At 63.5% G+C, this 14,175-nt stretch carries 11 protein-coding genes; 1 reads left to right on the forward strand and 10 read right to left on the reverse strand.

Annotated features, from left to right (window positions below; all coding sequences use genetic code 11):
• Window positions 1-323: 323 nt before the first annotated feature.
• Window positions 324-2,057 (forward strand): sensor domain-containing phosphodiesterase, encoded by a 1,734-nt coding sequence (locus CAL29_RS28535; RefSeq protein WP_218831907.1) that lies wholly within the window; start codon window positions 324-326, stop codon window positions 2,055-2,057.
• Here CAL29_RS28535 and CAL29_RS28540 read toward each other — a convergent pair.
• The 10 genes from CAL29_RS28540 to CAL29_RS28585 form a co-directional block, all read right to left on the reverse strand.
• Window positions 2,054-3,166: a PepSY-associated TM helix domain-containing protein gene (locus CAL29_RS28540; protein WP_094856248.1), complete on the reverse strand. Its 1,113-nt coding sequence runs from the start codon at window positions 3,164-3,166 to the stop codon at window positions 2,054-2,056. The genes CAL29_RS28535 and CAL29_RS28540 overlap by 4 nt on opposite strands.
• A gap of 15 nt (window positions 3,167-3,181) precedes the next feature.
• Window positions 3,182-5,458 (reverse strand): TonB-dependent siderophore receptor, encoded by a 2,277-nt coding sequence (locus CAL29_RS28545; RefSeq protein ID WP_143277764.1) that lies wholly within the window; start codon window positions 5,456-5,458, stop codon window positions 3,182-3,184.
• A 334-nt stretch (window positions 5,459-5,792) separates the two neighbouring features.
• Entirely contained in the window at window positions 5,793-6,782 is a 990-nt protein-coding gene (locus tag CAL29_RS28550; RefSeq protein ID WP_094856250.1) for a FecR family protein, read from the reverse strand.
• An 89-nt stretch (window positions 6,783-6,871) separates the two neighbouring features.
• Window positions 6,872-7,381 (reverse strand): RNA polymerase sigma factor, encoded by a 510-nt coding sequence (locus CAL29_RS28555; protein WP_094856251.1) that lies wholly within the window; start codon window positions 7,379-7,381, stop codon window positions 6,872-6,874.
• Window positions 7,382-7,475: 94 nt separating this feature from the next.
• Window positions 7,476-7,757, reverse strand: a complete 282-nt coding sequence (locus CAL29_RS28560) for a DUF3325 domain-containing protein (protein ID WP_094856252.1) — start codon at window positions 7,755-7,757, stop codon at window positions 7,476-7,478.
• On the reverse strand, window positions 7,754-9,409 hold the full coding sequence (locus CAL29_RS28565) for a PepSY-associated TM helix domain-containing protein (protein ID WP_094856253.1): 1,656 nt from the start codon (window positions 9,407-9,409) through the stop codon (window positions 7,754-7,756). The genes CAL29_RS28560 and CAL29_RS28565 overlap by 4 nt, the downstream gene beginning before the upstream one ends.
• Complete coding sequence (locus tag CAL29_RS28570; RefSeq protein WP_094856966.1) at window positions 9,406-9,684, reverse strand: DUF3649 domain-containing protein; 279 nt, start codon at window positions 9,682-9,684, stop codon at window positions 9,406-9,408. The genes CAL29_RS28565 and CAL29_RS28570 overlap by 4 nt, the downstream gene beginning before the upstream one ends.
• Window positions 9,685-9,710: 26 nt before the next feature.
• Entirely contained in the window at window positions 9,711-10,427 is a 717-nt protein-coding gene (locus CAL29_RS28575) for a DUF4198 domain-containing protein (protein WP_094856967.1), read from the reverse strand.
• A 72-nt stretch (window positions 10,428-10,499) separates the two neighbouring features.
• Complete coding sequence (locus tag CAL29_RS28580; RefSeq protein ID WP_179284210.1) at window positions 10,500-12,974, reverse strand: TonB-dependent receptor; 2,475 nt, start codon at window positions 12,972-12,974, stop codon at window positions 10,500-10,502.
• 189 nt (window positions 12,975-13,163) lie between these two features.
• Window positions 13,164-14,168 (reverse strand): FecR domain-containing protein, encoded by a 1,005-nt coding sequence (locus CAL29_RS28585; RefSeq protein WP_256977784.1) that lies wholly within the window; start codon window positions 14,166-14,168, stop codon window positions 13,164-13,166.
• Between the last annotated feature and the right edge of the window lie 7 nt (window positions 14,169-14,175).

Genomic DNA, 14,175 nt, shown 5'->3' on the forward strand with positions numbered 1-14,175 from the left:
CTGGGCAGTTAAATCGGACGACTGGCAAAACGCTGCGCCGAATCCGGGGGCCCGGCTTATTAATTCAGATACAAGTCTAGAAATATTTAGCCGATTAATACCGGCATATCAGAGACATCCGGCAATATTTGAGATTGCGGCAATTCAATCTCGCTCGCCTTGCTCAACCGTTGGCAGCCCCGCGCCAGGGCGACGGAAACTCGCAAGGCGAGACCTCTGTTCGGGATAAACTTCCAGCATCCGACTATCGCCTTGACACCATGGCTTCCGCGCCTCTGCCCGCCAATGAAGCGGAGCGCCAGCTCCGCGTCCAGGACCTCTGTTTGACCGACAGCACGCCTGATAAGGCGTTCGATCGCATCGTCGCGTTGACAGCGAAATATTTCGAGGCACCGATTGCGCTCATCTCGATTCTGGATGACCAACGCCAATGGTTCCGCGCAAGCGTCGGGGTAGACATTCGGGAGACGCCGCGTAGAGATGCGTTCTGCGGCTACACAATCCTTGGCCGGGATGTATTGGAGGTCTCCGATGCGACGCTGGACGAGCGTTTCCTCGACAACCCGCTGGTAACGGGGGCGCCTGGAATCCGCTTTTATGCCGGCGTTCCACTGGTCACCGAGGATGACATCGGGCTGGGAAGCCTGTGTGTCATCGATACGAAGCCGCGCTCGCCGCTGAGCGAGCGGGATCTGTCGATGCTCAAGGGATTCGCGGGCCTCGTCATGGGGCGCATTGCGAGCTTGCGCGATCGCAACTATATCGACGAACCAACCGGCTTGTTCAATCGCCTGCGCCTCGAGGCAGATGTTGCGCTGGCCTTCGAACGCCATGAGGAATTGGTCGTCGTCGCCGCCGACATGCTCTCGCCGCGTTTCATTAACGATGTCGTCAACGCCCTGGGCTATCCGTTCTTCAATGAAGTCATCCTCGCGATGAAGGAGCGATTCCAGACGCTGCTGCCCGCGGGCACCATGCTTTATAAGATCAGTCCAACCCGATTTGGTTTCCTGTTGGATTCCGCGCACCGTGCGCAGGAGACGGATCTCTACAAGCGCATCCTGCAAGCATTCCAGACACCGGTGATAAGCCGGGGCATCCCTGTACGTGCCGAGGTCGGACTAGGGGTACTGCCCCTGCGTCTGGAGCAATTGCAGAATCAGGATTGGCTGCGGCTGGTGGTCAGCGCCGCCAACGAGGCGCGCGACCGCGATATAGGCTGGACGCATTTCGAGCCGCGCACCGATCAGGCGCAGCAGCGCGCGTTCACGCTATTGACCGAACTTTCGCGCGCGATCGATACGGAAGACCAGTTTTGGTTGGAATATCAGCCTGTGCTCGACCTCGAAACCGGCCAATGCATGACGGTCGAAGCCTTGTTGAGATGGCGTCATCCCACGCTCGGCCAGATAGGTCCCGGAGAGTTTATCCCGTTGGCTGAAAAGACCGCGTTAATGCGCCCGCTGAGTCGATGGGTGCTGCGGCGTAGCATCGAACAAGCCGTCGAATGGCAGCGCCGGGGATTCCGGTTCAAGGTGGCGGTGAACGTCTCGGCGCAAGACCTGGATGGACCCTCGTATGTCGATCTGATGATGGAACTGCTGGCGCAGCACGGCATCGATCCGTCTGGCTTCAAAATCGAATTCACCGAAAGCGCGTTGATGACCGAGCCGGAAGAAGTCGCAAGTCGATTGCGCCGGGCCCGCGACGCTGGCGTGACGGTGGTCATCGATGACTTTGGAACGGGTTACAGCAACTGGATCTACCTGCGCGAGCTACCCGCCACGGTGGTCAAGATCGACCAATCCTTTGTCAGGAATCTCGCTGCGGGCGAACGCGACCAACGCTTGGCTCACTCCATCATCGAATTGGCAAGAAGCATGGGGTTTCGCGTGGTGGCCGAGGGCATCGAAACACGTGAAGCGCTGGAACTGCTGCGGAGTTGGGGCTGTAACGAGGGGCAAGGCTATTTCATCGCACGGCCGATGCTGCCGGAGAAACTGATCGAATGGCTGGATGCGCATCGGCCAAGCGCCTTCGCATCCCCTCCTCTCTAGAACTTCGCGATCCAGAGGTATATGCCGGTCCCCAGCACCGCGATGGCGATCAGGTCCAGGACCGTCCACAGGATCTTCAATGGCATGCCGGCATAATCACCGAGGTGCAAGGGCCGGGCGATCGCGATGAGCCGCATGTACCAGGGAAAGGAAGCCGCGGACGTGAGCGTTCCCGTCGCCGCGTCGACCAATATCGGCGAGAAGACGAAGCGCTCGTACGAGCGGGCGCCTTTCGCCCACAGGAAATAATGATAGGGGCTGACGGAGTCTTCCCCGGGATAAAGCACGCTGACGATGTCCATATTGGGCGGCAGCGCCTGGCGGGCCACGTCGACGGCCTGCTGGACCGGGACCAGATGCCGGGGGTCGGGAGGATGCACGCCGTCGTATGACGCCAGCGCGTCGTGCACCACCGTATCCTTCCAGTGATCGAACATCAGGTCGGAGAATGTCTGTATCGCCCCCGTCGCGCCCACGGCGGCGGCCCAGGCGACCGTCGCAATGCCCAGAAGATTATGGACGTCCAGCCATTTCAGCCGCCGGGACCTGCCGCGACGCACCGTTCCGAACGCGATCCTTCGCATGAAAGGTCCATAAAGGACCACGCCGGAAACCAGCGCCACGAGAAACAGGATGCCCATCGCGGCCAGCAGCATGGCGCCGGGCAATCCGGACAACAGGTTCATGTGCAGCCCCGCCATGATGTTCAGGAAATTCGGTCCCGTGCTTTTCCGCGCATGCTGGCTGGAGTCATACAGCACCCTGGCCGTCCTGGCGTCCAACTGCAACCTGATGTCCTCGTCGCCGCCCTCCGCCTTGGGAATCTCCATCGATACCCCGAGCCTGGGTTCGCTATCGCTCAACCCCACGATGGCCTCGATATGCGCCGCCGGATGCCGGCGCAAAGCCTGGTCAGCGATGACGTCGAGCGATACACGAGGCGTCCCGGGCGGCAATTGCTGTAGCGCGGGCGGCGGATCTTCATACAGCGGGCCGTAGAGATCATGCAGGAAAATCAACGGCAGCCCCGTCAGGCATAGCAATAGCAGGAATATCGTGCAGACCAGGCTGCTCCATTTGTGCAGCCATGCCCAGGTTCTGAGATTCAAGTCGCGGTCCTCGCCTCAGTAGGTCGCGCGCAGGGTCAGCATCACATTGCGCGGCGTGCCGTAGATATTTCCGGTTTCGCCGCCGCCCAGGGACTGCCAATACTTGCGGTCCAGCAGATTGCCGATATTCAACGCCGCGGAGAGGTGAGCGTTGATGCGATAGCCGACCCGCATGTCGACGACCGCGTAGCCTCCCTGGCCATAAGGCTGCGCCCCGCCCCGGCTGAACACGCGAACGCCGACCCCGGCATCGAGGCCGGGAAGCAGCGCCCCCAGGTCGTGATCGCTCCATACCTTGACGCTGTGCTTGGGCGCGGTGCTGTATGCCGCGCCCTGGTTGTTGGGATCCTTGAGATACTTTGTCTGCATGAAGGTATAGCCGGCGGAGAGATTCCAACCTCGCATCGGGCTGCCCGATACCTCCGTCTCCCAACCTCGGCTTTGCACCTCGCCGGCCGCCAGGTAATAGCCGCTGTGCGCGGGATCGGCGTAGGAACGGTTGCGGTCCCGCAGATCGAAGGCCGCTATGGACGCGTTCAGCCCCCCGTCGAAAAACGACCCTTTGGCGCCCACTTCATATTGCCTGCCCACCCGGGGCTTCAGGACACTCCCTTCGAAGGTCTGCTGCGTCTGGGGAATGAAGATGTCGCTATAGCTGCCATACAGGGACCAGTTCCGGGTGATGTCATAGATCAACCCGCCATATGGCGTGAACTTGCCCGAAGCGTCGGCATGGCTATAGCTGGTCGTGGCTTCGAAGTCGGTAAGACGTCCTCCCATGACGACCGTCAGCGGGTCGAGGACCGACAGCCGCATTTGCCCATACAGACTCTTCTGGACGATGTCGGTCTTGCTGGGAGAACCGAAGCCGCCCCAATCGGGTTCCGCGACGTCGCGCTCGAAGATATTGACGCCCGTCACGGTTATGCAGCAGTTGTCCGCGTAGCGATCGCTGAGTCGATATTTGTTGTAGTTCACGCCAAGCGCCAACTGGTGCTTCCGTCCCAGCGCCTGGAACGAACCATCGGCATGGACGTCGGCGACGAACCAGGTTGCCCGCGTCTTGTCGCGATTCAGATAGTAGGAGGATTCGTCGGTCGCGGAATCCAGCCCGCTGAACGTGGGATACCCTCTCTTGTACTTTCCGTCTTGCGTGCGATAGATGGTGCTGGCCTCGATGTTCCAATCGTCGCCCAATCGTTGCTTCAGGCTGGCATAGAACTCATTCGTCTGCTCTTCCGAACTGGTCCAGTCGAGGCTGGAATTGGTCGACCTGGAGACGTCGGGAAGGCCGCCCGTGATATATCCGGGCAAGCCATTGAAAACCGGGCTGGCCTTGCTGTACTGGGTCGTGGCGGAAAGCGTCAGCAGCGTGTCCGGCGTCAGGTCCGCTTCGATCACGCCATAGGCCATGCCCAGTTTTCCATGGGACCGATCGTAGAAATAATGCTGGTCCTGGCCGACGACCACGGCGCGCCCGCGCACCGTGCCCGACTCGTTGAGGGGACCGCTGGCATCCAGTTCGGCCCTGCGGTAATCCCACGAACCCAGCGACAAATTCGCGGAAAGCCGGGTTTCGGACGTCGGGCGCTTGCGCACCATGTTCACCACCCCGCCGGGTTCGCCCGAGCCTTGCAGCAGTCCCGATGGCCCCCGCCATATCTCCACCCGGTCGTACATGGACATATCGAAGGCTTGCAGGGCGCCATTGGCGTTATAGGCGGGGATGCCGTCGTATTGGCCCAGCAGGTTGTAGCCGCGCGAGTAATACCACGCATGCCCGCCCGTATCGGTTCCGCCCGAGTATGCCGAATAGACGCCGGGCGCCCAGGTCATCACCGCGTCGATGTCGCGCATATTCTGGTCGTCCATGCGCTGGCGTGTCATGACGCTGACCGACTGTGGAATCTCCCGTGGCGCCAGCGGCAATTTGCCTATCGTCATCGCATTCGTCGTGTACGAGCCGGTGCCTTCCGTCGTCGGATCCTTTACCGGAGCGCCGACGACACTGACGGACGAGAGTTGCGTAACGGCGCCGGACTTGTCGGCGGCGAGAAGCGTGATGCTGTTGCCCTTGCGCCGATACGTTATTCCCGTCCCTTCCAGCAGCCGTTGCAGCGCCTGCTCGGGAGACAATTGCCCGTATACGGCAGGCGCGGAACGTCCCTTCACCAGATCGGGGGGATAGAAAATCTGCAGCGATGCCTGCTCGCCCAACTGTATGAGCGCATCTCCCAGCGGCGCCGCCGGAATGCTGATCCGAATCGGCGCATCCTGGGCCAGGGCCGCCACGGGCGTTCCGCATAAACCGATCAGGATGGCGACGAGCGCGCCGATGAACCGCCATGATTGCCGTCGAATGGACAGCCTTGTCGTGCAGGGATGCCTTTGAAGCCTTGAGGTAGACACGATGAATCACGTTCCGGAGATATCGCTGCGCGTGTTCGCGCCAGTCCCGTCGTCGCGGGGCCACAGAGCGCAGGCAAGGTCCGCCCTCCGTTAGCTTTGACGGTTGGGAAGAAAAAAAACCGGAACGGCTACGGCGCCTCTTTTTGAAACAAGATGAAACTCATCAATGGCGCGGTGTCGCGGGCGTTTTTCCCACGACGATTCAAGCGACGGAAACTCAGCGAGGCGCGATCATGTATCCGCCGTCGGCGTCGCGAACGATGCGCAGCGCCGCGATGGCGGGCAAGGCATCCAGCATCGACTCGGGGTCGTCGATGCCGAGCGTGCCAGCCACGCGCACGGAATTCAGCCGCGGGTCGGCGATGCGCAGCGGTTTTCGCAGATAGCGGTTCAGCTCCGCCACCACGGTGACCAACGGCGTATCCTGGAAGACCAGACGCCCGCGTTGCCATGCGGTCGCGGCGGCGACATCGCCTTGATGGGCCGGCTGCAATCGGGCGCCTTGCAGTCGCGCCACCTGGTCCGCCGCGAGCTGGGTCGTCTGCCGATTCCACCAGTGTCCTGTCGAAAACCGCACGCTGCCGCTGCGGACGGCCACCGATACTCGATCGGCGTCGATCCGCACGTTGAAGACCGTGCCCGTGACGAGGACTTCGGCCTGGTCCGCCGTCACGATGAATGGACGCGACTTGTCCGGATAGACCGTGAACAGGGCTTCCCCCGCTTCCAGGAGAACTTCCCGCCGGGTCGCGTAGAAGCGAACCGTGGCGCGCGTGGCCGTGTTCAAGGAGAGTACCGATCCGTCGGGAAGACGCACTTCCCGCCGCTCGCCTTGGGCAGTGGAAAGGTCAGCCGTGAAATCGGGAGGACCGTCATGCCACTGCGTCCAGGCGATGCCGGCGACGACCGCAGCGGTACAGGCCGTGCCCAGGCCCCATACGAACCCGCGCCGGCCGTAGACCGGCGCGACAGCCTTTTCGGTTTGCCCCAGCATGGCACGCATCTTTTCGCGAGGCACGTTGTCCGCGGCCGTCCAGATGGTTTCGAGAACGCGGCAATGCCGGTCGTTGTGGGGGCTCGCGGCGCGCCATGCTTCGTATTCCGCGCGCTCCGCGGGCGTCAACGGTCGCAACTGCATGCGCGAAAACCATTCTATGGCCTGAGCGCGGGCAGCTTTGTCCGCGTCATCGCTGTATGGATCGGTCATGGCAAGGGTAGCCCTCGGACGGGTCCCGGATGGCAGGAAACAAACGGTCCTTTCATACGCTTGACGTTTCGCTGGCAGGAAATCCGGAATCAATGAGAGGCGTAATTCTGCAAACGATCATACAGGTGATCCAACGCCCGCTTCATATACTTCTCCACCATGCTCTGGGACAGCCCCATCGTCAACGCGATTTCCTCTTGCGTGCGCCCTTCGATCTTGTTCCAGATAAACACCTGGCGGCATTTGAGCGGCAGTTCTTCCAGGGCTCGCTGAAGCGCATCATTGAGCAGCGAGGCACGGACGGTTGCCTCCGCGTCGGTCCCGTGCGGATGTTCGTGCTCGGCCAGTTCATCCAGGGTAACGGTCTCGATCACGCTGCGGCGGCGATGGATGTCCACCAATTTATTGTGGGAGGCCCGGCCCAGGTATGCACGGAGATCCTTGACCGCGCCGACGCCATTTTCCAGCATGCTGAGCACCGCGTCGTGCACGGCGTCCTCGCGATCCGAATGGGAGTGCCGGGAACGCGTGGTCCACAGGCCGAGCAACTCGCCGTAATAGGCGAGCCATCCATGTTCGGAAGAGCGGCGACGGGACATGGCGATGGAAAGTGCGCTGGGCGGAGTTGCAATTATTGCAAACAGTTCTCATTTCGACAAATATTCTGCCTGGGAACGCTGCATCCGCTGCCGCTCAGCGCGCCTTGAACCGCTCCCACGCGATCAGCGCCAGGAGGACCAGTCCGGCGCCCAGGCCGATGTGCCCGCACCAGGCCACCAACCCCAGCGACCAGCCTTGGGCATGGACGGCGATGGCGAGCGAGGCGGCGAGCGCCCCCCACCCACCGATGCGCAACAGGCTGCTCGGGCCCGCGCCCAGTTCGCGGCTGAACAGGTTCTGCTGATGCCGGTCCATCGCCAATGCCAACAACGCAAAGGCGATCAGCGACACCAGGGCTGTCAGGGCATGGCTCATCGCGGGGACGTCCCGGGCACCTGGCCAGAAGCGGGATCGCCGGCCGCTGGCGCGCTGGCGGACTTGGACACCGGCCGCGCCGGTTTCGTCCTGGGCCGGTGGCGCAGGGTGCGCAACGCCAGCATGGCATGCAGGGCGGCCAGCGCCCACAGGGTCAGTTCGAAGCCCGCGAATACCCAGTCGCCCTGCGCCACGCTACGCCACAGGGGCCGGCTCGTCGTCACCGCGCTCACCACGGGCAGCAATGCCAGCAGCCCGGCGGCGGCCCACAGCAGTTCGACCCAGGCCCGCTTTGCGGGCCGCAGCAGCGCCCACGCCAAGGCCAGCCCCCAGGCGATGAAGAACACATGGATCTCCCAGTCGGCGCGCTTGGCCAGATGCGGCGCCAACAAGCGGTTGGCCCACAGCAAGGACGCCGCCGCGACGGACAGCCCCGCGATCGACGCGATGTTCAAGCGTTCCACCAACCGGAAGCCGAAATAGGGCTTGTCGGGGTCGGGCAGCCTGGCCCGTCGCTTGACGGTCCACAACACCAGCCCGGTGCCGACCATCGCCGTCCCCGCCAGGCTTACCAAAAAGTACAGCCAGCGCACCGTGGCGTCGGCAAAGCGCCCCATGTGCAACGCATACAACACCCCGCGCGTCTCGGCCATTGCGCCCACCTTGTCCCTGGTCTGGAGCAGCTCGCCGCTGGCGCCGTCGAACAGCATGTACTGCGGGCTGACCGATGCGCGTTCGAAGTCGCCGCGCAACACGGCCACCCGGGCCGCCGCGTCGCCAGGGTGGTTGACGATCACGCGGCCGACGTTGTCGCGGCCCCAGCGCGCCTGGGCCTGGCGCACCATATCGGCCACCGATGCCAGATCCGCCTTGTGCCCGCTGGGCTTGCCGGGCGGGATACGCGCGCTCATCTCGGCGGTCAGCGCCTGGCGCTGCTTGAAAGCCGCGTCGGCCCCCCACGGCATGTACAGCAGCATCAGCGTAATCAACCCGCTATAGGTGATCATCAGGTGAAAGGGCAGTCCGAAAACGGAGAGCGCGTTATGTGCATCCAGCCAGCTCCGCTGCCCCTTGCCCCAGCGGAAGGTGAAGAAGTCGATGAATATCTTCTTGTGCGTAATCACCCCGCTGACGATGGCCACCAGCATGAACATGGCGCAAAAGCCCGCGATCCAGCGGCCCCATAGCGGCTTCATGTAGTGGAACTGAAAATGGAAGCGGTAGAAAAAATCGCCGCCCTCGGTGTCGCGGGCATTCAGCTTCTGTCCCGTGGACGGGTTCAATACCGCGGTCCTGAAGCCGGCACGGCCGGGCACATTCGGATCGAGCCAAAAGACGTTCACCACATTGTTGCGTTCATCCGGCAGGCCGATATTCCACGTCGGGCTGGCAGGCGCCAGCGTGGCGAACGCGCCCACGATGCGTTGCGCCACCTCGGCCGCGTCCGGCACGTGCCGTTGCGCGGGCAGCTCGGGACGCATCCATTGCGACATCTCGTCGCGGAAGTAGGCCACGGTGCCCGTGAAAAACATGGCGTAGAGGATCCAGCCCGCCAGCAGACCCGCCCAGATGTGCAGATCGGACATCGTCTGGCGGATGCCGCGCGGCTGCGGCCCTGCCTTGCCTGCCTTGGAATCGCCATGAGAGGTCATGAGGGGACTCCCGCGTTCCAGACGGACCAGGCCGCCAGCCCCAGCGGCAACGCGGCCACCAGCAGCCCCACCCAGGCGCGCGTGGCCGAGCGCACCGCGAAGACCCAGACGACCGCCAGCGTGTAGACCAGGAAGCTAAGCAGCATGCCGGCGAATACGGCCTGGGTGCGATCGATCGGCAGGACCACGGCCGCCACGCTGGTCAGCGCCGCCAGCCCGTAGCCGCCAAACAGGGCAGCCACGATGCGCGCGACGAGCGGCCCCGCGCCGAGCATCCGGCGCGCCTTGACGAACACCGTATTCACTTGTTCGGCGTTGCCGCCGGGCCAGCGGGAATCGGTGGCACGCCGGCGGGCTTCACGTAGGTGAGCGTGGTCACATGATTGATGCCGTCATACTTCTCCCCGGCACGCTCGCCCGGCACGCGCTCGATATGCATCGCCTCCGCAACGTACTGCCCCTTCCAGGGCATATCGAACTTCACCAAACCCTGTTCATCGGTGTGGCCTTCCTTTCCCCAACCTGATTGGGTGAGGAGGACGACCTTGGTCCTGGGCAGCGGCTGCCCCTTGAAGGTGAGCCTGAATTCGCCCGGTTGGCCGGTGGGCACCAGGTCGAGCGTCAGTTTCGGGGACTGCTCGGCGAAGCCGGTGATCAGGCGCGCGGCGGGGTAAAACCAGCTCGTCACTTCCTTATCGCCCTGCTTGAACTTGCGCAGCGGGAAATTCGCGTCTTCGGCCACGATGGATTGGCCCGTCTTGGCGGCGAAGGGCAGCGCGAAGCCGCTGGCGGTCTTGCTGCCGTCGGCGCTCGTGTCCTTGCCCTGGGCAGAAAGCAGCGTGGCAGTGGGTTTGCCGAATTTGTCCAGCAGACCGGGAGAGGCTTCGCGCAGGTTCTCCCCGAATTCGCCGAACCGGATCACGGCGTTGCCCTTGGCGGGCTGTTCGAGCCAGATCTGGTGCGCGTTTGCCGTTGCGGCGAGGGTGGCCAGGCTCAGTAGAAGGAAAGTCTTGCGGATCATTGTGTTCTCCATTTATCTATCAAGGAAGATGGCTGCCGTCGCTCGCGGCGTAGCGAAAGGCAGGCTTATTCAGAAATCCACCGAGGCCGACAGCATGAACGTGCGCGGCGAGCTCATCACCGCGCCACCGTTGACGGCAATCCAGTAGTCTTTGTTGAATACGTTTTCGACGTTGCCGCGAAAGGTGACAGCCTTGCCGGCGATGCGGGTGGTGTAGCGCGCCCCCAGGTCGAAGCGCGTCCAGCCGCTGACTTGCTGGGTATTGGCGGCGTCGAGATAGGCGTTGCCCGTTCGTATGACCCGACCGCCGACCGTCAGGCCCGGCACCCCCGGCACGGCCCAATCGAGGCCCAGATTGGCTTGCAATTTAGGCACCCCCGGAGCGCGATTGCCATTATTCGTCCCGCCAGCGGTGTTGGTCAGCTTGGCATCGATGTAGCTCACGCCGCCCATCATGCTCAAGCGCGGCGTCAATTGGCCGAAGACATTCCATTCAATGCCGCGATTTCTCTGTTTGCCGTCCCGGCTGTATTCCCGTGTGGCCGGGTCCACGATCTGGCTCGGCTGCTTGATCTCGAACAGGCTTATGGTCGTCGCAAAGTCGCCGAAATCCTTCTTGACCCCCACTTCGTATTGCCTGGTCTTATAAGGGGGAAAGACAGTGCCGTTGTCGGGCGAGGTCGGGTCATTGACGACAGAGCCCTGCAGCAGCCCTTCGATGTAATTGGCATACAACGAAAGATCGGAAAGAGGTTTGACCACCAGTCCGACCATGGGCGTCAAGGCGTCGTCTTTATAGTCAACGCCAGTGGTCAGGACTTCTTGCTCGACATATTGCTTGCGGACGCCCGCGATGACGTTGAGCCGGTCTTCCATGAATGAAAGCGTATCGGCAACGGCGACGCTCTGCCTGTCGACAGTGGAAAGATCGCCCCACGTACCTGTCCGGAGTTGGGCAGGCAACCGCCCGGTCGTGGGTTCGTAGATATTTCCCGAAACCGTAGGGCCGCTGATGCTTCGTCCGCCGGAACGTTGCAGGTTGCGCTGATGGAACCGATCGGCGGTCAGCGCCAGTTTGTGCTGCACCGGGCCCGTGGCAAAACGGATCTGCGTGCCCACCTGGATGTTGGTGTTGTCCATGCCATAGGCATCGGAGGCCAGCGTGCCCCGGTAGTCGCCGTTCGGCATGACATTCGCGATCTGGGTGGTGACCACGTCCGAACGCTGCCGCAGATGTCCCGCCGCCACGTAGGCGGACACGGCATCGCTGAAATCGTATTCGGCGCGGAAGGCGGCCGACGATTCCTCGTGCTCGGCCTCGCCGCCCAGCAAGACGGCGTTGCTGGACCGGGGCGCGTCCGGAATATCGGCCGTGGCGAAAGAAAATGAAAAGGGAGAGATATTGCGCAGCCTGGCCTTCTGATGCAGCAGGTCCAGAGACAGGCGCAACCGCTCGCCCCGATAGTCCAGGGCGACGGCGCCCATGCCGAGGTGGCCGCCCTGCTGATCGATCGGCGTGTCGCCATTGCGATACACGGCATTGACGCGGATGCCCCAGGCATTGTCCTCTCCAAACCGCCTTCCCACATCGAGATGGGTATTGATCTGGCTGTCGGACATATAACCGGTAGTCAACCGGGTCAGGGGTTCATCGGCGGCTCGCTTGGGAACGAGGTTTATGTCGCCCGCGATGCTGCCACCCATGCTGTTGAGCAATGCGTTCGGCCCCTTGAGCACTTCGATGCGTTCCAGGGCCTCGACGGGCTGCCGATACATCGGGAAAATGCCGCGCAAGCCATTGAATGAAGCATCCGCCGTGCTAAACGGCAAGCCGCGAATGAAGAAGGCATTGGACGCCTGGCCGTACTTGCGTCCCGAATCCCTTACCGACGGGTCCCCCACCAACACATCGGCGATCATCTGCGCCTGCTGGTTTTCCATCAGCTCGGCGGTGTAGCTGGTCTGGTTGAAAGGCGTATCCATGAAGTCCATGTTGCCCAGCAACCCCACGCGACCGCCACGCGCCACCTGCCCTCCCGCATAGGCTTCGGGCAGGCCATCCGCACGGGCGGCTTGCGCCGTGACCGTGACGGCCTCCAGCGTGCTCACGGTGGGCGCTTCCGCGCCTCCCGGCGCCGGCCGCAGCAGGTAGCGCCCGCGTGCATCCGGCACGGCTTGCAGGCCAGTGCCTGCCAGCAGCGCGGCGAGCGCGGCCTCGGGCGTGAAGATGCCTTGCACACCGGAACTGTTCTTGCCTTGGGCGAGTTCCGTGCTGCCGGAAAGCAGCACGCCCGATTCGGCAAGAAAGCGCATCAGCACCGCGTTCAGCGGTCCGGCGGGAATATCGTAGCTACGGGCGGCCGCCGCGCCGGGCTGAGTTGCCGGCGCGGACGCGGCGTGCTGCGCATACGCGTGGCCCGCCCAGCCGGCGCCGATGGCGACGCCGCCGGCCACCAGCAGGTGCGTGGCCAGCGGCGGGGACCTGCGGATAAAGCGCGGGGGATGCGCCGACCTGAAACGGCCATGCGCTGGGTGACGAGACATGTTTACCTTCCTCGGTTCAAACGAATGAAGCATCGGACCGAGACTCGTCGCCATTCCCGCCTTGCGGCATGCCATTGCCTGCCGATCGCCGACTTGTTTCGATCTCACCAGGTAAACCGGATGAAAGGAAAAAATGTGGAAATGGCTTGGGCGGATTTCGCCATAGAATTTTGTAACCACCGGAGGACACTAAGAAGCGCGCGCCTCGATCGTCGTCCACCAGGGCAGAGGACGACGGATCCGGATGGGAAGCGACTTCTGGAGCATGGCCAAGGCGCCGTCCACATCGTCGAGCGGGTAACTGCCGAGAACGGGAAGCCCTGCGACGTCGGGCGCCACCGCCATGTGTCCGTGGCGGTAGCGGGATAGTTCTGCGACGACCTGGCCCAGCGGTATGTCCTGCGCGAGAAGAACGCCGCGAGACCAGACTTCGCGCGCGGGATCGGCGGGGACGATCGCTTCCAGCCGGTCGGCGGTGAAACGCACCTGCTGGCCGGCGCCTATGGTGGCGTTTCCGGCGGCGGCGCTTCCTGCAGCGGCGCGTCCGGCGCTCGCGGCCAGGGTGATCTGGACGGCGCCCTCGTAGACGGCCAATAGCGTGCCGCCCTCTCCGTCCAGCCGCACATTGAAGCGCGTGCCCAGCGCGCGCATGCGGCCTTGGGCCGTATCGACGACGAAGGGGCGGGCCGCCTCCGCGGCGGTCTGGATGAGGATTTCGCCGGCACGCAAGCGTAGCCGGCGCAGGCTGGCGCCGTAGTTCTGGTCGAAAGCGCTGGCGCTTCCGAGCCAGACCCGGGTGCCGTCGGCCAGACGGACTTCGTGCCGCTCGCCGGTACCAGTGCGGTAATCCGCGGCCCAGGCCAAGAGGGCATCCACCGCGCCGGGTTGCCGCCAGAGCGTCCAGCCAAGCGCGCTGCCCGCGCCGGCGATGGCGGCTACGCCGAGCACGACGCGGCGCCGGGCGAGCCGGCGATTGGCCAGTTGCAGCGCGTCGGCGGCCTGGCGCGGCGAAGCATCGGCCTGCAGAGACCGGAAGCGTTGACTGACGCGCTCGACGACGGCCCACGCGGCACGGTGGTCCTCGCTGCTGGCCAGCCAGCCTTGCCAGCGCGCACGGTCGGCGTCGATAACCGTTCCGGAGTGCAGCAGCGAGAACCACGCGGCGGCCTGCTCCATCGCCTCGTGCGAAGGCATGGCGGCG

The organism is Bordetella genomosp. 10 (genome assembly GCF_002261225.1).
GTDB lineage: Bacteria > Pseudomonadota > Gammaproteobacteria > Burkholderiales > Burkholderiaceae_B > Bordetella_C.